Annotated in this window: 16 protein-coding genes; 10 read left to right on the top strand and 6 right to left on the bottom strand. The window is 72.9% G+C overall.

Annotated elements, in window-relative coordinates; all coding sequences use genetic code 11:
- The first annotated feature begins 6 nt into the window (after nucleotides 1–6).
- From ESG85_RS13955 to ESG85_RS13945, 3 genes are all read left to right on the top strand, one after another.
- On the top strand, nucleotides 7–408 hold the full coding sequence (locus ESG85_RS13955; protein WP_128979045.1) for a hypothetical protein: 402 nt from the start codon (nucleotides 7–9) through the stop codon (nucleotides 406–408).
- A gap of 164 nt (nucleotides 409–572) precedes the next feature.
- Nucleotides 573–929, top strand: coding sequence for a hypothetical protein (locus ESG85_RS13950; RefSeq protein ID WP_246095006.1), 357 nt, complete (start codon nucleotides 573–575; stop codon nucleotides 927–929).
- Between the two features lie 87 nt (nucleotides 930–1,016).
- Nucleotides 1,017–2,462 (top strand): alpha/beta hydrolase family protein, encoded by a 1,446-nt coding sequence (locus ESG85_RS13945; RefSeq protein WP_128979041.1) that lies wholly within the window; start codon nucleotides 1,017–1,019, stop codon nucleotides 2,460–2,462.
- Between the two features lie 175 nt (nucleotides 2,463–2,637).
- On the opposite strand, the gene ESG85_RS13940 is transcribed toward ESG85_RS13945, so the two are convergent.
- A complete protein-coding gene (locus ESG85_RS13940; protein WP_128979039.1) occupies nucleotides 2,638–4,473 on the bottom strand; it encodes a glycoside hydrolase family 3 protein in 1,836 nt (611 codons plus the stop codon).
- A 94-nt stretch (nucleotides 4,474–4,567) separates the two neighbouring features.
- Nucleotides 4,568–5,479, bottom strand: coding sequence for a LysR family transcriptional regulator (locus ESG85_RS13935; RefSeq protein WP_128979037.1), 912 nt, complete (start codon nucleotides 5,477–5,479; stop codon nucleotides 4,568–4,570).
- Between the two features lie 114 nt (nucleotides 5,480–5,593).
- Here ESG85_RS13935 and ESG85_RS13930 point away from each other — a divergent pair, with 114 nt between their 5' ends.
- Together ESG85_RS13930 and ESG85_RS13925 are read left to right on the top strand one after the other, a co-directional pair.
- Nucleotides 5,594–6,577 (top strand): EamA family transporter, encoded by a 984-nt coding sequence (locus ESG85_RS13930; RefSeq protein ID WP_128979035.1) that lies wholly within the window; start codon nucleotides 5,594–5,596, stop codon nucleotides 6,575–6,577.
- The gene (locus ESG85_RS13925) at nucleotides 6,574–7,146 is read left to right on the top strand and encodes an AAA family ATPase (protein ID WP_128979033.1); all 573 of its coding nucleotides are present in this window, start codon (nucleotides 6,574–6,576) and stop codon (nucleotides 7,144–7,146) included. Before ESG85_RS13930 ends, ESG85_RS13925 begins: the two co-directional genes overlap by 4 nt.
- Nucleotides 7,147–7,251: 105 nt before the next feature.
- Here the strand turns inward: ESG85_RS13925 and ESG85_RS13920 are convergent, their stop codons facing one another.
- Nucleotides 7,252–8,448, bottom strand: coding sequence for a LacI family DNA-binding transcriptional regulator (locus ESG85_RS13920; protein ID WP_128979031.1), 1,197 nt, complete (start codon nucleotides 8,446–8,448; stop codon nucleotides 7,252–7,254).
- A 131-nt stretch (nucleotides 8,449–8,579) separates the two neighbouring features.
- On the opposite strand from ESG85_RS13920, the gene ESG85_RS13915 reads away from it, so the two are divergent.
- From ESG85_RS13915 to ESG85_RS13905, 3 genes are read left to right on the top strand one after another with little or no spacing between them, the layout of a single operon-like run.
- The gene (locus tag ESG85_RS13915) at nucleotides 8,580–9,737 is read left to right on the top strand and encodes a Gfo/Idh/MocA family protein (RefSeq protein WP_128979029.1); all 1,158 of its coding nucleotides are present in this window, start codon (nucleotides 8,580–8,582) and stop codon (nucleotides 9,735–9,737) included.
- On the top strand, nucleotides 9,734–10,900 hold the full coding sequence (locus ESG85_RS13910; RefSeq protein ID WP_246095004.1) for a dihydrodipicolinate synthase family protein: 1,167 nt from the start codon (nucleotides 9,734–9,736) through the stop codon (nucleotides 10,898–10,900). Before ESG85_RS13915 ends, ESG85_RS13910 begins: the two co-directional genes overlap by 4 nt.
- A gap of 26 nt (nucleotides 10,901–10,926) precedes the next feature.
- Nucleotides 10,927–11,700 carry a sugar phosphate isomerase/epimerase family protein gene (locus ESG85_RS13905; RefSeq protein WP_128979170.1) on the top strand — a complete coding sequence of 258 codons (774 nt, stop codon included), beginning with the start codon at nucleotides 10,927–10,929 and terminating at the stop codon, nucleotides 11,698–11,700.
- A gap of 6 nt (nucleotides 11,701–11,706) precedes the next feature.
- Here ESG85_RS13905 and ESG85_RS13900 read toward each other — a convergent pair whose 3' ends face one another.
- Nucleotides 11,707–11,949: a PIN domain-containing protein gene (locus ESG85_RS13900; RefSeq protein WP_181019032.1), complete on the bottom strand. Its 243-nt coding sequence runs from the start codon at nucleotides 11,947–11,949 to the stop codon at nucleotides 11,707–11,709.
- 67 nt (nucleotides 11,950–12,016) lie between these two features.
- Between ESG85_RS13900 and recD2 the strand changes: the two genes are divergently transcribed.
- On the top strand, nucleotides 12,017–14,242 hold the full coding sequence (gene recD2, locus ESG85_RS13895; protein WP_128979027.1) for an SF1B family DNA helicase RecD2: 2,226 nt from the start codon (nucleotides 12,017–12,019) through the stop codon (nucleotides 14,240–14,242).
- Between the two features lie 179 nt (nucleotides 14,243–14,421).
- On the top strand, nucleotides 14,422–15,711 hold the full coding sequence (locus tag ESG85_RS13890; protein WP_128979025.1) for a citrate synthase: 1,290 nt from the start codon (nucleotides 14,422–14,424) through the stop codon (nucleotides 15,709–15,711).
- A 504-nt stretch (nucleotides 15,712–16,215) separates the two neighbouring features.
- Here ESG85_RS13890 and ESG85_RS13885 read toward each other — a convergent pair.
- Nucleotides 16,216–18,465: a heavy metal translocating P-type ATPase gene (locus ESG85_RS13885; RefSeq protein ID WP_128979023.1), complete on the bottom strand. Its 2,250-nt coding sequence runs from the start codon at nucleotides 18,463–18,465 to the stop codon at nucleotides 16,216–16,218.
- A gap of 86 nt (nucleotides 18,466–18,551) precedes the next feature.
- The gene (locus ESG85_RS13880) at nucleotides 18,552–18,770 is read right to left on the bottom strand and encodes a heavy-metal-associated domain-containing protein (RefSeq protein ID WP_128979021.1); all 219 of its coding nucleotides are present in this window, start codon (nucleotides 18,768–18,770) and stop codon (nucleotides 18,552–18,554) included.
- Between the last annotated feature and the right edge of the window lie 68 nt (nucleotides 18,771–18,838).

Below are 18,838 nucleotides of genomic sequence, written 5' to 3'. Positions count from 1 at the left end.
GGCGTCATGAACGAGTTCCGCCACCCGCCGGCACCGCCCGGCCCGACGTCCGAGGCCACGCGGCTGCGCGGCCGTGCCCTGTGGACCGGCCTCGCCCTCGCCCCGGCGACGCTCCTCGTGGTGATCCTCATGCTCGCCACCGAGCAGGGGACGGCCTGCGTCATGGTGGGCCCCTGCGGTGACGTCCCGGGGCCCGTGTACCTCGCCACCCTCGCCGTGGCGGGAGTCGCCTGGATCTGGGCCCTGACCACCCCGGAGCCCCGCCCGTCCGCCGCGGACGCCCGCTCCGCGGACGCCGACGACGCCGCTCCGGTCTCGCCCGCGCCCCACCGCAAGGCCGCGTACCGGACCCTGGTCGGCGCCGAGGTCTTCTTCCTCTTCCTCCTGGTCGTCCACTTCGCCGGCTGACCGCCGCGCGGGGGCCGATCCCGGCCACCGCGCCCCCACCGGGGGCGGCCGGCGGCAACCGAACCCGCCCCCGTCGCGTCGTATGCGTGTACGGCCGGTGCAGGGGAGGAGTGCGGGTGTTCGGTGGGGTTGCGGGGAGAGCGGTTCGCCGGGCGGCCGCGTACGTGCTGACGTTGGTCGTCGCGGCCGGGCTCCTCGTCCTGGCGGGGCCCGCGGCCGGCAGCGCGGACGCCGCGTCCGTCTGCGCCGGGCGGCCCACCCGGACCGTCGGCTTCGCCACCGGCGAGCTGAGGCTCTACCGCACCCGGCAGTACGTCTGCGCGCTCGCCGTGACGAAGAAGCCGGGACCGCGGCAGGCGATGTCGGTGTCGCTGCAGCCCCGCGGCGGCCGGGCCGCCGTCAACTCCGGCAGTTTCACCCGGCAGGCCGGACCGGTCACCGTCCACGCCCTCAACCGCTGCGTCCGGGCGTCCGCCACCGTCTCCGGCCGGGGCACGTCCACCGGCTGGATCCTGTGCTGAGGCATAGGTAAGGCTCAACCGGGTCTGGCGGCCCGCACGTTACCCCCGCTAGGTTCGCGACACCGTTGTGAACCAAGGGGAGGGTGAATGCGCAAGTCGCTCAGATGGCTGCTGTCGCTGTCGGTGCTCATAGGCACCGTCGGCTCCACCGGTGTGGCCACCGCCGCGGAACCGGACGTGGACAGCAAGGCCGTCGCCGACTCGCAGAGTGCGGACATCAAGGACCGCATCCTGGCGATACCCGGCATGAGCCTGATCGAGGAGAAGCCGTACGCCGGTTACCGCTTCTTCGTCCTCGAGTACGAGCAGCCGGTCGACCACCGCCGCCCGTGGGCCGGCACGTTCCCGCAGCGGATCTCCGTCCTCCACAAGGACACCGACCGCCCCACCGTCTTCCGCACCAGCGGCTACTCGCTGAGCACCACGCCCAGCCGCAGCGAACCGACCCGCATCGTCGACGGCAACCAGGTCTCCATGGAGTACCGCTTCTTCACGCCGTCCCGGCCGCAGCCCGCCGACTGGTCGAAGCTCGACATCTGGCAGGCCGCCAGCGACCAGCACCGCATCTTCACCGCGCTGAAGCGGATCTACGGCAAGAACTGGCTGTCCACCGGCGCCTCCAAGGGCGGCATGACCGCCACCTACTACGAGCGCTTCTACCCGCGCGACATGGACGGCGTCGTGGCGTACGTGGCGCCCAACGACGTGGTCGAGAAGGAGGACTCGGCCTACGACCGGTTCTTCGCGACCGTCGGCACCGCGGACTGCCGGAACCGGCTGAACGCCATGCAGCGCGAGGCGCTGGTGCGCCGCGAGCCGCTGCAGAAGAAGCTGGCCGCCTGGGCGAAGGACGAGGGCGCCACCTTCAACACGCTGGGCTCGCTCGACAAGGCCTACGAGGCCGTCGTCCTCGACTTCGTGTGGGGCTTCTGGCAGTACTACGGCCAGGACGTCTGCGACCGGATCCCGGACGCGGCCACCGCGAGCGACGACACCGTCTACGAGACCATCGACGCCTACTCCGGCTGGTCCGCGTACACCGACCAGGGCCTGGAGGGGTACACCCCGTACTACTACCAGGCGGCCACCGAGCTCGGCTCGCCGACCATCCGGCAGCCCCACCTCAAGGGCCTCAGCCGCTACGGCTACCAGCCCGCCCGGAACTTCGTGCCGAGCGACATCCCGATGCGCTTCAAGCCGTGGGTGATGCGGGACGTCGACAACTGGGTCCGCCACAACGCGAACCGCATGCTGTTCGTCTACGGCGGCAACGACCCATGGGGTTCGGAGAAGTTCCACCTCGGCAAGGGTGCGCGTGACAGTTACGTCTACGTCGCGCCGGGCGCCAACCACGGGGCGAACGTGGCCGGTCTGGTCGAGGCGGAGAAGGCCAGGGCCACCGCTCGCATCCTCGCCTGGGCCGGCGTCGAGGCGCCCGCCGTCCAGGCCGCCAAGCCGCTGGCCCGCTTCGACGCGCGCATCGACAAGCCGGTCGACGAGGACGCCACCAAGGCGCACGGCCTGCGCCCGTGACCCGCGCCTGACGCGCCCCGCGCCCGCCGCACGTCTCGCGGGCCTCGCGGGCCTCGTGCGCCTCGTGCGCCTCGTGCGCCTCGCGCGCGGCTGACGCGCCGGCCCCCGTCCGTGACCGTACGGACGGGGGCCGGCGCGTCCGCGGGCGTCTGCGGGCCCGTCTCCCGGCGCGGGCTCAGCGGTAGGTCAGCCCGTGGCCCACCGGATACAGCACCTTCGCCGGGTCGTCCGCGCTCTGAACGGGCACGGGCAGCCGGCCGCGCGGTTCGGCCCGGCCCGCCAGCACCCGTACGGCGGCGCGCAGTTCGACGTCCGTCCAGGAGTAGCCGGCGAGCGTGGCCCGCTGGCCGTCGACCCGGGCGACGTCGTAAGGGTTGCGGATGGCGATCGTCACGACGGGCACGCCGGTCGCGACGAGACGGGAGACGAGGGTGCGCTGCGGGCTGGTGGCCGAGACGTTGTACGTGCCGACGACGACCAGGTCCTGTCCCGCCGCCGCGGCCACCGCCTCCTCGATCCTCGCGGCGGTCGGGGTGATGCCGGTGGACAACGCCCGTGCGGTGAAGCCGAGTTCGGTGAGCGCGCCGGCCAGGGTGGTGGTCGGCGGGCCGGTGGTGCCGGACGGGGAGGCCGGATCGGCGCCGACCACGAGCACCCGGGGATGGCTGCGCCGGCTGACCGGCAGGAAGCCGCCCTCGTTGACGAGCAGCGTCGTGGTCCGCTCGGCGATCCGGTCGGCGTGGGCCAGATGGGCCGCGGTGCCGACGGTGCGGTCCACGTCGGCGTGGCTGACGTACGGGCCCTTGAACAGGCCCAGCTTCGCCTTGAGCCGCAGGATCCGCAGGATCGATTCGTCGAGCCGGGCCTCGGTCAGCTCGCCGTCCCTGACGGCCTTCAGGACCGCGTTCCAGGCCACGGCGAGGTCCGGCGGGTTGAGCAGCTGGTCCACGCCCGCCTTGAGCGCGAGGACCGGGACGCGCTCGTCGCCGTACTTGGTCCGCACGCCCTCCATGCCGAGCGAGTCGGTCACGACGACGCCGTCGTAGCCGAGCTGTTCGCGGAGGATGCCGGTGACGATCGGCCGGGACAGCGTCGCCGGGTCCTCGCTCGGGTCGAGCGCGGGCACGACGATGTGCGCGGTCATGATCGAGTCGATGCCGGCGGCGATCGCCGAGCGGAACGGCGGCGCGTCGAGCTCGGCCCACTGCGCGCGGGTGTGGGTGATGACCGGCAGACCGTAGTGGCTGTCCACGGCCGTGTCGCCGTGCCCCGGGAAGTGCTTGGAGGTGGCCGCGACGCCGGCCCGCTGGTAGCCCTTGACCTGGGCGGCGACCAGACCGGCCACGGCCTGCGGGTCGGAGCCGAAGGAACGGACGCCGATGACCGGGTTGGCCGGGTTGACGTTGACGTCGGCGACCGGCGCGTAGTTCTGCCGGATGCCGACGGCGGCCAGCTCCGCGCCCGCGATCTGCGCCGCCCTGCGGGCGTCGGCGTGCGACCCGCCCGCGCCGAGCGCCATCGCCCCGGGCAGCAGCGTCGCCGGCTCGCCGACCCGGCAGACGATGCCGTGCTCCTGGTCGGTGGAGATCAGCAGCGGGACCGGTGTGGGCTGGGCGAGCCCGGCGCGCTGGATGCCGTTGGACAGGTCCGCGATCTGGTGCGGGTCGCGGGTGTTGTGCGCCCAGGTGAAGTAGATGATGCCGCCGACGTGGTAACGCCCGATCAGCTCGGCTGCGGTGCGGACGCCGATCTCCTTGAGGTTGGCGTCGGCGTCGGCCTGGTCGGGGGCCGTGGCGGAATGGCCGTAGACCCGCATGACGAACAGCTGACCGACCTTCTCCTCCAGCGACATGCGGGAGAGGAGGGCGCGCAGCCTCGCGTCCTGGCCGTGGCCGGCGGTGTGCGCGGGGGTGGCGTGCGCGGGGGTGGTTCCGGTGACGGCGGCCGCGGCGGTCGCGGCCGTCACCGTCAGGAGGGTGCGTCTGGAGGGGGACGGGGCGCGGTGGTGCACTGGTGCTCCTTCCGTGAAGGAAACTTCCAAGGTGCCACGGATAGCCGGAAAGTAACTGCCAGGTCAAGGCTCCGCGCAAGGAAAGGCCCTTCCGTCACCTGGCCGCGGAGACCTCCGGCCAGAGCTCCTGCAGCGTGCGCACCGTCTCCGTGATCGCGGGCCGCCGCGCCGCACCGGCCCGCCACAGGGCCCACAGCCGCCGCACCGGCACCGGTTCGAGCCGCAGCGCCGCCACCTCCGGCGGGAGCGGCCCGCGCCCGAGCCTCGGGACGAGCGCGATGCCGAGACCGGCCGCGACCAGGGCCACCTGCGTGTGGTTCTCCTCCGCCTGATGGGCGATCAGCGGCTCGTAGCCCGTCGCCCGCAGGGTCCGGATCAGCCAGTCGTGGCACACCGTCCCCGGCGGCTGCGTGATCCACCGTTCCCGGCTCAGGTCCTCGCGCCGCACCCTCTCCCGCGCCGCCAGCGGATGGTCCCGCGGCACCAGGATGTCGCAGCCGTCGTCGCCCACCACCGCCTGCTCCACGCCCGGCGGTACGGGCAGCGCGGCGATGTCCCAGTCGTGCGCCACGGCCAGGTCGAGCACGCCGCGGCCCACCAGGTCCACCGACAGGTGCGGATCCACCTCCGTCAGGCGGGCGTCGAGCGCGGGGTGACGGCGCGCCAGGTCGGCGAGGACCCGGGGCATCAGCCCGCGCGCCGCACTCGGGAAGCAGCCGATCCGCAGCCGGCCCTCCGGCTGCCCGCGCCGCTCCTCCAGGCGCACCTCGGCCTCCTCGACGAGCGCGAGCACCCGCTCGGCGGTCGCGGCGAGCCGGCGGGCCTCGTCGGTGAGGCGGACGCCCCGGCCGCTGCGCTCCAGCAGCGTCGTCCGGGTCTCCCGCTCCAGCTTGGCGATCTGCTGGGAGACGGCGGACGGGGTGTAGCCGAGGGCGGCGGCCGCCGCGCCGACCGTGCCGTGCACGGAGACGGCGTGCAGCGCCCTCAGGCGTCCGAGATCGAGCACCGAGGCCTCCCTGGCGGCCGAGGGGACGGGACGGGTGAATGTAGCAGTGCTTCATCCAACCATGAAGGAATCCGTGCTGGTGCTACACGGTCGGGCGGGGTGATCCTCGAGGACATGCGCCCCGCCCACGTAGCCCTCGCCGCCCTGGTCGCCGCCCTCTGGGGCGTCAACTTCGTCGTCATCGAGATCGGCCTCGACCACTTCCCGCCACTGCTCTTCTCCGCGCTCCGCTTCCTGGTCGCCGCCCTGCCCGCCGTGTTCTTCGTCGGCCGGCCGAAGGTCGCCTGGAAGTGGATCCTGGGCGTCGGACTGGCCCTGGGCGTCGCCAAGTTCGGCCTGCTCTTCACCGGCATGAGCCTGGGCGCGCCGGCCGGTCTGTCCTCGCTGATCCTCCAGGTCCAGGCCGTGTTCACGGCGCTGTTCGCCTTCCTCGCGCTCGGCGAGCGGCCGGGCCGCGTCCGCGTGCTCGGCATGGCCGTGGCCCTCGCCGGCATCGGCGTCGCCGCCGTCGACGAGGGCGCGTCGAGCTCCCTGACCGGCTTCGCCCTGGTGATCGCGGCCGCCGTCGCCTGGGGCGTGTCCAACGTCCTCACCCGCAGGGCCGCCCCGCCCGATCCCCTCAACTTCATGGTGTGGGTCAGCACCGTGCCCGTCCTGCCGCTGCTCGGCCTCTCCCTGCTCGTGGAGGGCCCCGCACGCGACCTGGCCGCGCTGCGCGCGCTCGACCCCGCGGGCGTCGGCGTCATCGTCTTCGTCGCGTGGATCGCCACCGTCTTCGGCTTCGGCGCCTGGGGCTGGCTGCTGCGCCGCCACCCCGCCTCCTCGGTGGCCCCGTTCTCACTCCTCGTCCCGGTCTTCGGCATGACCTCGGCCGCGCTCGTCCTGGACGAGCCGGTGAGCCCGCTGCGCTGGTGCGCGGCGGCACTGCTGGTCGGCGGAGTGGCACTGACGTCGCTGAATATCCGGAGGCGGAGGGAGGCGGAAGCCAGTAGCGTGCGACCGGGCCCCGACCCCGTGCGCGCCCCGGGCGAGACCCCGGGCGTACGGACCGGATCAGGCCCCGACCCCGCCCGCGTCGCCGTGGAAGAGCGTGCATGACCTTCGAGAACGTCACCGTCGACAGCCCCGTACCCGCCCCCGGCACCGTCCTGGTCATCGGCATCCCCGGCAGCGGCAAGAGCACCGTCGCGGCGGCCCTCGCGGCTCGTTTCGAGCGCTCCGCCCACATCGAGGTCGACGCGCTCCAGGAGCTGATCGTCCGCGGCGGCCACTGGCCCACGCCCGACGGCGACCCGGAAGCCGACCGGCAGATCCTGCTGCGCGCCCGCAACGCCTGCCTGCTGGCCGACAGCTTCCGCGCGGCCGGCTTCCTGCCGGTCGTCGACGACGTGGTGGTCCGCCGCTCCCACCTCGACCACTACCGCGCGCGGCTGAGCGACGGCCCGCTCCACCTGGTCGTCCTCGCCCCGGGCCCGGAGAAGGCATGGGAGCGCAACAACGCCCGCGAGAAGCGCCTGACCACCGACTGGGCGCCGCTGGACGAGGCCATGCGCGCCGAACTCGCGGGCGAGGGCGTCTGGATCGACAACGCCGGGCAGACGGTCGAGGAGACCGTGGCCGCGGTGCTGGACGCGACGGGGCTCGGGGGGCTCCGGTCTCCGCGGTAGGCCGGAGCCGGCGGGCCCGGGGGCGGGCCGTACGGGGTGGCGTCCCGGGGGCGGGGCGGCCCGAACGGCATGGCGTCGTCCCGTCAGGCGTCGCCGTGGTGCCCGTCAGGCCCCGCGTGGGGCCCCCGTCGAGCCCCGTACGACCAGTTCCGCCGCGATCGTCGCCACGCCGCCCTGCGGCGGCGCCTCCGTGCCGAGCGCGAGCCGGCCCGCGCGGGCGCCGGCGTCGTGCAGCGGCAGGCGTACGGTCGTCAGGGCGGGCACGGCGTCGACGGCGAAGGGCAGGTCGTCGAAGCCGGCGACCGAGACGTCGCCGGGGATGCTCAGGCCGCGGTCGCGCAGGGCCGCGCACACGCCGAGCGCGACCGTGTCGTTGGCGGACACGACCGCGGTCAGGTCCGGTTCGCGGCCGAGGAGTTCGACGGTCGCCTCGTAACCGGACGAGCGGTCGTAGCGACCGTGCACGGTCGGCCCCTCGGCCACTCCCGCCGCCGCGAGCGCCGCGCGGTGGCCCTCGAGGCGGTGCCGGGTGGTGGTGCGGTTCTCCGGGCCCGCCACGTAACCGATCCGCCGGTGGCCGAGCGCGAGCAGGTGCTCGGTGAGCCGGCGCGCGCCGGTCCGGTTGTCGAAGGCGAGCGTCGCGGCGACCGCCGGCTCGCCGGCCGGGGGCTCTCCGAGCGGCGGCCGCCCGCACAGCACCACGCGGGTGCCGGCCTCCGCGAGCCGGGCCAGCTTGGCCGCCACCGCGGCGAGGTGTTCCGGGTCCTCCAGGGATCCGCCGGTGAGGATCACGGCGGCGGCGCGCTGCCGCTGGAGCAGGGTGAGGTAGGTGAGTTCGCGGGCGGGCGAGCCGCCGGTGTTGCAGACGACGGCCAGCTTCTCGCCGCCGGCCTTCTCGCTCACCTTCTCGCTTGTCTTGTCGCTTGTCTTGTCGGTCGCTTTGGCGGTCGCTTTGTCGGTCGACGTGCCCGTCGGCCTCTCGTGCGCCGTCCCGGCAGCCGCCCGCCCCGCCTCCGTGAGAGCGTCGCCGGCCCCGCCGGCCCCGATCGCCCCCTGCGCCGCCCCCGCCATGATCCCGAAGAACGGGTCCGCGATGTCGTTGACGAGGATGCCGACCAGGTCGGACGTGGCCGCGGCGAGCGAGCTCGCGGGGCCGTTGGGGACGTAGTCCAGCTCGTCCACCGCGCGCATGACCCGCTCGCGGGTGGCGGCGGCGACCGGGTAGTTGCCGTTCAGCACGCGAGAGACGGTCGCGGGGGAGACCCGGGCGCGGGCGGCCACGTCCGCCAGGGTGACGGTCATCGCGTGCGTACCTCCAGAGGCCTTGTCGGCGGTGATGTCGGCAGGCTAGCGTCCTGCCCGATAGAAAGCGCTTTCCATCCGTGTTTCCGGTGAGCGCGACGCACGTGTGCGCCCAGGAGAGGACCACCTTCGTGACACGCAGAACCGTCCGCATCGCCATGAACGGCGTCACCGGACGCATGGGCTACCGCCAGCACCTCGTCCGTTCGGTCCTCGCCCTGCGCGAGCAGGGCGGCCTCGACCTCGGCGACGGCACGACCCTCTGGCCCGAGCCGGTCCTCGTCGGCCGCCGGGAGCACGCGCTCCGCGCCCTGGCCGAGCGCCACGGCCTGACCGAGTGGTCCACCGACCTCGACGCCGTGCTCGCCGACGACAGCGTCGACGTCTACTTCGACGCCCAGGTCACCTCCGCCCGCGCCGACGCCCTCACCAAGGCCATCGCGGCGGGCAAGCACGTCTACACCGAGAAGCCCACCGCCGCCGACCTCGCCGGCGCGCTCGAACTCGCCCGCCTGGCCGAGGAACAGGGCGTCCGGCACGGCGTCGTCCAGGACAAACTGTTCCTGCCCGGCCTGCGCAAGCTCAAGCGGCTGGTCGACGGCGGCTTCTTCGGCGAGATCCTGTCCGTACGCGGGGAGTTCGGCTACTGGGTCTTCGAGGGCGACTGGCAGGACGCCCAGCGCCCCAGCTGGAACTACCGCGCCGAGGACGGCGGCGGCATCGTCGTCGACATGTTCCCGCACTGGGAGTACGTGCTCCACGAGCTCTTCGGCCGGGTCACCTCGGTCACCGCCCAGGTCGCCACGCACGTCCCGCGCCGCTGGGACGAGGCGGGCAAGCCGTACGAGGCGACGGCCGACGACGCCGCCTACGGCATCTTCGGGCTGGAGGGCGGGGCCGTCGCGCAGATCAACTCCTCCTGGGCGGTCCGCGTCCACCGCGACGAACTGGTCGAGTTCCAGGTCGACGGCACCCACGGCTCCGCCGTCGCCGGGCTGCGCGGCTGCCGGATCCAGCACCGCGCCGCCACCCCGAAGCCGGTGTGGAACCCGGACCTCCCGCTGAGCGCCGGCGAGTCCTTCCGCGACCAGTGGCAGGAGGTGCCGGACAACGCCGTGTTCGACAACGGCTTCAAGGCGCAGTGGGAGCTGTTCCTGCGCCACGTCGCGCTCGGCGAGCCGTACCACTGGGACCTGCTCGCGGGCGCGCGCGGCGTCCAGCTCGCCGAACTCGGCCTGCGGTCGGCGGCGGAGGGCCGCCGGCTCGAGGTCCCGGAGGTCTCGCTGTGAGTCCGTCCGTGATCCTGCTGCCCCACGCGGGCGGCGAGCTGCGGGCGTACGCGCCGCGCGCCGAACCGCTCGCGCCCTCCGGGACCGGCCCGCTGACCTCCCGTACGGTCTTCGCGGCCGCCCACGTCGTCGCCGACCCGTACGCCGACACCAGCCCCGACTCTCCCGCCGCCGTCGACTGGGACGCGACGCTCGCCTTCCGCCGGCACCTGTGGTCCCACGGTCTCGGCGTCGCCGAGGCGATGGACACCGCGCAGCGCGGCATGGGCCTGGACTGGGCGGGGGCGGCGGAGCTGATCCGCCGGTCCGCCGCCGAGGCGAAGGCGGTCGGCGGGCGGATCGCGTGCGGAGTCGGGACGGACCAGCTCACCGGCACCGGCGGGTCTCTGGACGCGATCCGGGCGGCGTACGAGGAACAGCTCGCCGTCGTCGAGGAATCGGGCGCCCAGGCGGTCCTCATGGCCTCGCGCGCCCTGGCCGCCGAGGCGAAGGGCCCGGAGGACTACGCGGAGGTCTACGGCCACCTCCTGCGGCAGGCGGCCGAGCCGGTGATCCTGCACTGGCTGGGTCCGGTGTTCGACCCGGCGCTCGAGGGCTACTGGGGCTCGGGCGACCTGGACGCGGCCACGGAGGTGTTCCTGGAGGTCATCGCCGCGCATCCGGACAAGGTCGACGGCATCAAGGTCTCGCTCCTGGACGCGCGGCGCGAGGTCGACCTCCGGCGGAGGCTGCCGCAGGGCGTCCGCTGCTACACGGGCGACGACTTCCACTACCCGGAGCTGATCGCGGGGGACGCCCAGGGGTTCAGCCACGCACTGCTGGGCGTCTTCGACCCGCTGGGCCCGCTGGCGGCGGAGGCGGTGCGGACGCTCGACACGGGCGACGTGGCCGGCTTCCGCGAGCTCCTGGACCCGACGGTGGCGCTCTCCCGCCACCTCTTCCAGGCGCCGACCCGCTTCTACAAGACGGGCGTGGTGTTCCTCGCCTGGCTCGCCGGCCATCAGGACCACTTCGCCATGGTCGGCGGCCTCCAGTCCGCCCGCTCGCTCCCGCACCTGGCCCGGGCGTACGAACTCGCCGACGGCCTCGGCCTGTTCCCCGACCCGGCGCGCGCCGAGGCCAGGATGCGCTCCCTGCTGGACGTCCACGGAGTCCCCCGGTGAACATCGACCGCTTCAGCATCAACCAGATGACCGTCAAGCAGCTGCCGCTGCCCGAACTGGTCGCCCAGTGCGTGCGGTTGGGCATCCCCGGCATCGGCCTGTGGCGCGAACCCGTCAGGGAGTACGGGGTCGAGGCGGCGGCCGCGCTGGTACGGGACGCCGGGCTCGCCGTCACCACCCTGTGCCGCGGCGGCTTCTTCACGAACGACGGGTGGGAGGCCGACAACCGCGCGGCGATCGACGAGGCGGCGGCCCTCGGCACCGACACCCTGGTCCTCGTCTCGGGCGGCCTGCCGCCCGGCAGCCGCGACCTGGCGGGGGCGCGGGCCCGCATCGCGGACGCGATCGGGTCCCTGGCCCCGTACGCGGGAGAGCGGGGCGTCCGGCTCGCGATCGAGCCGCTCCACCCGATGTACGCCGCCGACCGCTGCGCGGTCTCCACCCTGGACCAGGCCCTGGCCATCGCGGAACGCTTCCCCGCCGGCCAGGTGGGCGTGGTCGTCGACACCTACCACCTCTGGTGGGACGACCGCGCCCCCGCCGCCGTCACCCGCGCGGGCGCGGCCGGCCGCATCCACTCCTTCCAGCTGGCCGACTGGACCACCCCGCTCCCGGCCGGAGTCCTCAACGGCCGGGCCCAGCTGGGCACGGGCACGATCGACCTGCCGGCCTGGTGCGAACTGGTCGCGAAGGCGGGTTACGAGGGCCCGGTGGAGGTCGAGCTCTTCAACGACGACCTGTGGTCGAGGGACGGCGTGGAGGCCCTGGAGGAGACGCTGGAGGCGTACCTCGCCCTCTGAACACGGTCAGCCTCCGGCCCGCCGCACGTCCTGCTGGTCGACTTCCTTGAGCACGCGGGCGACCGTCGCGAAGTCGTCGTCCCTGTGCAGGATCGTCAGCCCGTGGTGGTCGGCCGTGGCGCAGACGGGAAGACCGACGACCCCGGCCGCGCGGTGCCGCCTTTTCCGGGTGAGCTCGTACGGGGCGGTCCCCACCCGTCGCCAGGCGTCCTTCGGTACCCGGACGGTGGCGAACAGGGCCGACGGCATGCGCTGACGACCGGGCGTCGTCCACACCGCCGCCCCCGTTGTCCGTGGCCTTCGCTACCGTCGGATCATGTCCAGCGAAGTCCGCAGTCTCGCAGTGGTCGAAGGGGTCCTGGAGCGGATCACCTACGCCAACGAGGAGAACGGGTACACGGTCGCCCGCGTCGACATCGGACGCGGTTCCGGTGATCTCCTGACGGTCGTCGGGTCGCTGCTCGGCGCCCAGCCGGGGGAGTCCCTGCGCATGGAGGGCCGTTGGGGCTCGCACCCGCAGTACGGGCGGCAGTTCACCGTCGAGAACTACACGACCGTCCTGCCCGCCACCATCCAGGGCATCCGCCGCTATCTCGGCTCGGGCCTGATCAAGGGCATCGGGCCCGTCTTCGCCGACCGCATCACGACCCACTTCGGCCTGGACACCCTCACGATCCTGGAGGAGTCGCCGCAGCGCCTGATCGAGGTCCCGGGCCTCGGCCCCAAGCGCACCGGGAACATCGCCGCGGCCTGGGAGGAGCAGAAGGCGATCAAGGAGGTGATGGTCTTCCTCCAGGGCGTCGGCGTCTCCACGTCCATCGCCGTGCGGATCTACAAGAAGTACGGGGACGCCTCGATCTCCGTGGTGAAGAACCAGCCCTACCGGCTGGCCGCCGACGTCTGGGGCATCGGCTTCCTCACCGCCGACCGGCTCGCCCAGGCCGTCGGCATACCCCACGACAGCCCCGACCGGGTCAAGGCGGGGCTGCAGTACGCGCTGTCGCAGTCCACCGACCAGGGCCACTGCTTCCTGCCCGAGGAGCGGCTCATCTCCGACGCCGTGAAGCTGCTCCAGGTCGACACCGGGCTCGTCATCGAGTGCCTCGGCGAGCTGGCCGGGGATCCGGAGGGCGTCGTGCGGGAGAAGGTGCCGGGCCCCGAGGGGCTGCCCGTCAACGGGATCTACCTCGTCCCGTTCCACCGGGCCGAGCTGTCCCTCGCCGGGCAGCTCCGCCGGCTCCTCGCCGCGGACGAGGACCGGCTCGCGGCCTTCCGGGACGTCGCCTGGGACAAGGCCCTTGCCTGGCTCGCCGACCGCACCGGCGCCTCGCTCGCGCCGGAGCAGGAGCAGGCCGTGCGCCTCGCCCTGACCCGTAAGGTCGCGGTGCTCACGGGCGGCCCGGGCTGCGGCAAGTCGTTCACGGTCCGCTCGATCGTGGAGCTGGCGCGGGCCAAGCGGGCCAAGGTGGTGCTCGCCGCGCCCACCGGCCGGGCCGCCAAGCGGCTCGCGGAGCTGACCGGCGCCGAGGCGTCGACGGTGCACCGGCTCCTGGAGCTGAAGCCGGGCGGCGACGCCGCGTACGACCGGGACCGGCCGCTCGACGCCGACCTGGTCGTCGTCGACGAGGCCTCCATGCTGGACCTGCTGCTCGCGAACAAGCTGGTCAAGGCCGTGGCACCGGGTGCCCACCTGCTGCTCGTGGGCGACGTGGACCAGCTGCCGTCGGTCGGCGCGGGCGAGGTCCTCGCGGACCTCCTCGCCCCCGGCGGCCCGGTGCCGGCCGTCCGGCTCACCCGGATCTTCCGTCAGGCCCAGCAGTCCGGGGTGGTCACCAACGCGCACCGGATCAACGAGGGCCTGCCGCCCGTGACGCACGGTCTGCCCGACTTCTTCCTCTTCGCCGAGGAGGAGACCGAGGACGCCGCCCGGGTCGCCGTGGAGGTCGCCGCCCGGCGGATTCCGGCCAGGTTCGGGCTCGACCCGCGCCGCGACATCCAGGTCCTCGCGCCCATGCACCGCGGTCCGGCCGGAGCCGGCACGCTCAACGGGCTGCTCCAGCAGGTGATCACCCCGGCCCGGCCGGACCTCCCGGAGAAGCGCTTCGGCGGCCGGGTGTTCCGGGTCGGCGACAAGGTCACCCAGATCCGCAACAACTACGAGAAGGGCGCCAACGGCGTCTTCAACGGCACCGTGGGCGTCGTCACCTCGCTCGACCCGGTCGAGCAGCGGCTGGTCGTGCGCACCGACGAGGACGAGGAGGTGCCGTACGCGTTCGACGAGCTGGACGAGCTGGCGCATGCCTACGCTGTGACCATCCACCGTTCCCAGGGCAGCGAGTATCCGGCGGTGGTGATCCCGGTCACCACGAGCGCCTGGATGATGCTCCAGCGGAACCTGCTGTACACGGCCGTCACCCGGGCCAGGAAGCTCGTCGTCCTGGTGGGGTCGCGCAAGGCGATCGCCCAGGCGGTGCGCACGGTCTCGGCGGGGCGCCGCTTCACCGCACTCGCATATCGGCTCACAGGGGACAGTGTGGTGTGAAAGATCACGGAGGACTTCCGGAACCGGGGCGAAGGGGGCAGGATGAGCAGGTTGACGGCACTGAGTGCCGCCAATTGGCCCAATGGTCGACCCCGAGTGCACTCTGCTGAGCCAAATGGGGGATGGTAGAGACAGTCAGGGCACCTCGAAGAAGAGGCACTACGTCGGTGAGGGATGACGTGAGCGACAACTCTGTAGTACTGCGGTACGCGGACGGTGAATACACCTACCCGGTGGTCGAGAGCACCGTCGGCGACAAGGGCTTCGACATCGGGAAGCTCCGGGCCCAGACCGGGCTGGTCACCCTGGACAGCGGATACGGCAACACCGCCGCCTATAAATCCGCCATCACCTACCTCGATGGTGAGCAGGGCATCCTGCGGTACCGCGGCTACCCCATCGAGCAGCTGGCCGAGCAGTCCACCTTCCTCGAGGTGGCGTACCTGCTGATCAACGGTGAGCTGCCGAAGGCGGAGGAGCTCTCCACCTTCCAGAACGAGATCACCCAGCACACGCTGGTCCACGAGGACGTCAAGAACTTCTTCCGCGGCTTCCCGCGTGACGCCCACCCGATGGCGATGCTGTCCTCCGTGGTCTCCGCGCTGTCCACCTTCTACCAGGACAGCCACAACCCGTTCGACGAGAAGCAGCGCCACCTCTCCACGATCCGGCTGCTCGCCAAGCTGCCGACGATCGCTGCGTACGCGTACAAGAAGTCGATCGGCCACCCCTTCGTCTACCCGCGCAACGACCTCGGGTACGTCGAGAACTTCCTGCGCATGACCTTCTCGGTCCCGGCCCAGGAGTACGAGCTGGACCCGGTCGTGGTCTCCGCGCTCGACAAGCTGCTGATCCTGCACGCGGACCACGAGCAGAACTGTTCGACGTCCACCGTCCGCCTGGTCGGTTCCTCGCAGGCGAACATGTTCGCCTCGATCTCCGCCGGCATCTCGGCCCTGTGGGGCCCCCTGCACGGTGGCGCCAACCAGTCCGTCCTGGAGATGCTCGAGGGCATCCAGGCCAACGGCGGCGACGTCGACTCCTTCATCCGCAAGGTGAAGAACAAGGAGGACGGCGTCCGCCTGATGGGCTTCGGCCACCGGGTGTACAAGTCCTTCGACCCGCGCGCCAAGATCATCAAGGCGGCGGCGCACGACGTCCTGTCGGCCCTCGGCAAGTCCGACGAGCTGCTCGACATCGCGCTGAAGCTCGAGGAGCACGCGCTCTCCGACGACTACTTCGTCTCGCGCAACCTCTACCCGAACGTGGACTTCTACACGGGCCTCATCTACCGCGCGATGGGCTTCCCGACCGAGATGTTCACCGTGCTCTTCGCCCTCGGCCGCCTCCCGGGCTGGATCGCCCAGTGGCACGAGATGATCAAGGAGCCGGGTTCCCGCATCGGCCGCCCGCGCCAGATCTACACCGGCGAGGTCCTCCGCGACTTCGTCCCGGTCGAGAGCCGCTGACCGAGGCCGGCCCGCTTCCGTACGCGGCGTTCGCGCCCCGTACGGCCGCCGTACGTGACGAAAGCGCCCCGCCGCCGATCCCCCCACGGGTCGGCGAGCGGGGCGCTTCCCATTTCCCCGGTGCGGATTCCCCCCACGGGATCCGGGCCGGGCGTCTGCTCGCGCGGTCTGCCGGGGTACGTACGGGAGGGCCGCTCAAAGCTCCCCGGTGCACGTGCCCCGGCCGCGCTTGCCTGGAGACGTCCCCCAAGACCTCTCCATGAACGTCCCCCAAGACGTTCTCGGCATCGCCCACTTAGACTCGCGAACAGCCCAGATGGTTACCCCCCAATATCTGTGATCTAGATCTCTTTGTGAAGGTCCTGTGCGTCACGTGTAGGTGAATTCGCATGATCGAGGAGTGATGGTGACGTGGGCATGGCGTGATCTTGGTCCGGTTTTGGCATGCCTCGGCCCGGTCTGGACCGGCGCGCGGTCGCCGGCCGCGCGCCGCCCGGCGGGAGCTCAGCGGAAGCGGCGCAGCCGCAGGCTGTTCGTCACCACGAAGACCGACGAGAAGGCCATCGCGAGCCCGGCGATCATCGGGTCGAGCAACCCCGCCGCGGCCAGCGGCAGCGCCGCCACGTTGTACCCGAAGGCCCAGCCCAGGTTGCCCTTGATCGTGGCCAGGGTGCGCCGGGACAGCCGGATCGCGTCGGCCGCGACCCGCAGGTCGCCGCGCACCAGGGTGAGGTCGCTCGCCTCGATCGCGGCGTCCGTGCCCGTGCCCATCGCGAGCCCCAGGTCGGCCGTCGCCAGCGCCGCCGCGTCGTTCACGCCGTCGCCGACCATCGCCACCATGCGGCCCTCGGCCTGCAGCCGCCGCACCACGTCCACCTTGTCCTGCGGCAGCACCTCGGCGATCACCTCGTCGATGCCGACCTCCGCCGCCACCCGCTCGGCCACCGCCGGACCGTCCCCGGTCAGCAGCACCGGCCGCAGGCCCAGGGCGCGCAGCCGGGACACCGCCTCGGCGCTGGTCTCCTTGACCGTGTCGGCGACGGTCAGGGTGCCGCGGGCCCGCCCGTCCCAGGCGACGTGCACGACGCCGGGGCCGGCCTCCGCCGGGACCTCGATCTCCTCGGACGCGAGCAGCGCCGCGCGCCCGACGAGCACGAGATGCCCCTCGACCGAGCCGCGCACGCCGAGGCCCGGCACGCTCTCGAACGACTTCGGTACGGGCAGCTCGCCCACCCGCGCGACGGCGCCGGCCGCGACGGCGCGGGCGACCGGGTGCTCCGAGGAATGCTCCAGGGCGCCCGCGAGGCGCAGCAGTTCGTTCTCGTCGGTGCGGGCGGTGCCGTAGGCGCCTCCGTACACGTGCACCCCGGTCAGTTCCATGCGGCCGGTGGTGACGGTGCCGGTCTTGTCGAGGACGACCGTGTCGACGCGGCGGGTGGACTCCAGGACCTCCGGGCCCTTGATGAGGATGCCGAGCTGCGCGCCGCGCCCGGTGCCGACCATGAGGGCGGTCGGCGTGGCCAGGCCGAGCGCGCAGGGGCAGGCGATGATCAGCACGGCGACGGCCGCGGTGAAGGCGGCGGTCGGGCCCTGCCCCGTGCCCAGCCAGAAGCCGAGGGTGCAGAGGGCGAGGAGCAGCACGACGGGCACGAAGACGGCGGAGATGCGGTCGGCGAGCCGCTGGACGGCGGCCTTGCCGTTCTGGGCGTCCTCGACGAGCTTCGCCATGCGGGCGAGCTGGGTGTCGGCGCCGACCCGGGTGGCCTCGACGACCAGCCGGCCCGAGGCGTTGACGCAGCCGCCGGTGACGGCGTCGCCCGGGACCACGTCGACCGGCAGGGACTCGCCGGTGAGCAGGGAGGCGTCGACGGCGGAGGCGCCCTCGGTCACGGTGCCGTCCGTGGCGACCTTCTCGCCGGGCCGTACGACGAACCGGTCGCCGACCCGCAGCGCGGCCACCGGCACCCGTACCTCCGTGCCGTCGCGCAGGACGGCCACGTCCTTGGCGCCGAGCCGCAGCAGGGCGTGCAGGGCGGCGCCGGCCTTCCGCTTGGCGCGGGCCTCCAGGTAGCGGCCGAGGAGGATGAAGGTGACCACTCCTGCCGCCACCTCCAGGTAGATGGTGGAGGAGGCGTGGTCGCGGGTGACGGTGAGGTCGAAGTCGTGGCGCATGCCGGGCATGCCGGCATCGCCGAGGAAGAGCGCCCACAGCGACCAGCCGAAGGCGGCGAGGGTGCCGACCGAGACCAGGGTGTCCATGGTGGCGGCCCCGTGCCGCAGGTTCGTCCAGGTCGCCCGGTGGAAGGGCAGCCCGCCCCAGACCACGACGGGCGCGGCGAGGGTGAGGCTCAGCCACTGCCAGTCGTCGAACTGGAGGGCCGGGACCATGGAGAGGAGCACGACCGGCAGCGAGAGCACGGCGGAGACGGTGAGCCGCTGCCGCAGCGAGGCGAGCTCCGGGTCGGGCTCGGGCGCCGCGCCCGTCCCGGGGGCGCCCTCCGGCGCGGGTGCGGGCTCGGGCTCCGGTGGCGGGGGCTGCTCGGCGGTGTAGCCGGTCTTCACGACGGTGGCGATCAGGTCGGCGACCGGCAGGTCGGCCGGGTGTTCGACGCGCGCCTTCTCGGTGGCGTAGTTGACCGTCGCGGTCACGCCCTCCATGCGGTTGAGCTTCTTCTCGACGCGGGCGGCGCAGGAGGCACAGGTCATGCCGCCGATCGTGAGCTCGGTGACGGCGGAGGTCGTGAGCGTGTCCATGGGGCGGGGTTCCAAACGGGAGCAGGGCCGTACGTAGTCACCGTACGGCCCTGCGGGGGTGCTTCGGGAAGTCGTCCGCCCGGGGCTCAGGCGGCCGGGCCCACCAGCTCGTAGCCGGCCTCGTCGACGGCGGCACGGACGGCCTCCTCGTCGAGCGGCGCGGCGGAGGTCACGGTGACCTCGCCGGTGGCGGCGACGGCCTTGACCGAGGAGACGCCGGCGATCCCGGAGATCTCCTCGGTGACCGCGCCCTCGCAGTGGCCGCAGGTCATTCCGCTGACCTTGTAGACGACGGTGGTGGACATGTCGGTCTCCTCTTCGAGGGCGGTGCGCTGGTGCACATGGTGCGTGGGGTGGTGCGGAGGCCCGGCGG

This window comes from Streptomyces roseicoloratus, from assembly GCF_004117935.1.
Classification (GTDB): domain Bacteria; phylum Actinomycetota; class Actinomycetes; order Streptomycetales; family Streptomycetaceae; genus Streptomyces; species Streptomyces roseicoloratus.
Note: the sequence above shows the minus strand (reverse complement) of the source record. Positions and strands in the feature narration are given on the sequence as shown.

Coding starts and splice junctions, on each gene's coding strand:
- ESG85_RS13955 (WP_128979045.1), top strand. CDS start 7: ATGAACGAGTTCCGCCACCCGCCGGCACCGCCCGGCCCGACGTCCGAG.
- ESG85_RS13945 (WP_128979041.1), top strand. CDS start 1,017: ATGCGCAAGTCGCTCAGATGGCTGCTGTCGCTGTCGGTGCTCATAGGC.
- ESG85_RS13930 (WP_128979035.1), top strand. CDS start 5,594: ATGCGCCCCGCCCACGTAGCCCTCGCCGCCCTGGTCGCCGCCCTCTGG.
- ESG85_RS13925 (WP_128979033.1), top strand. CDS start 6,574: ATGACCTTCGAGAACGTCACCGTCGACAGCCCCGTACCCGCCCCCGGC.
- ESG85_RS13920 (WP_128979031.1), bottom strand. CDS start 8,448: ATGACCGTCACCCTGGCGGACGTGGCCGCCCGCGCCCGGGTCTCCCCC.
- ESG85_RS13905 (WP_128979170.1), top strand. CDS start 10,927: ATGACCGTCAAGCAGCTGCCGCTGCCCGAACTGGTCGCCCAGTGCGTG.
- ESG85_RS13900 (WP_181019032.1), bottom strand. CDS start 11,949: ATGCCGTCGGCCCTGTTCGCCACCGTCCGGGTACCGAAGGACGCCTGG.
- recD2 (WP_128979027.1), top strand. CDS start 12,017: ATGTCCAGCGAAGTCCGCAGTCTCGCAGTGGTCGAAGGGGTCCTGGAG.
- ESG85_RS13885 (WP_128979023.1), bottom strand. CDS start 18,465: ATGGACACGCTCACGACCTCCGCCGTCACCGAGCTCACGATCGGCGGC.
- ESG85_RS13880 (WP_128979021.1), bottom strand. CDS start 18,770: ATGTCCACCACCGTCGTCTACAAGGTCAGCGGAATGACCTGCGGCCAC.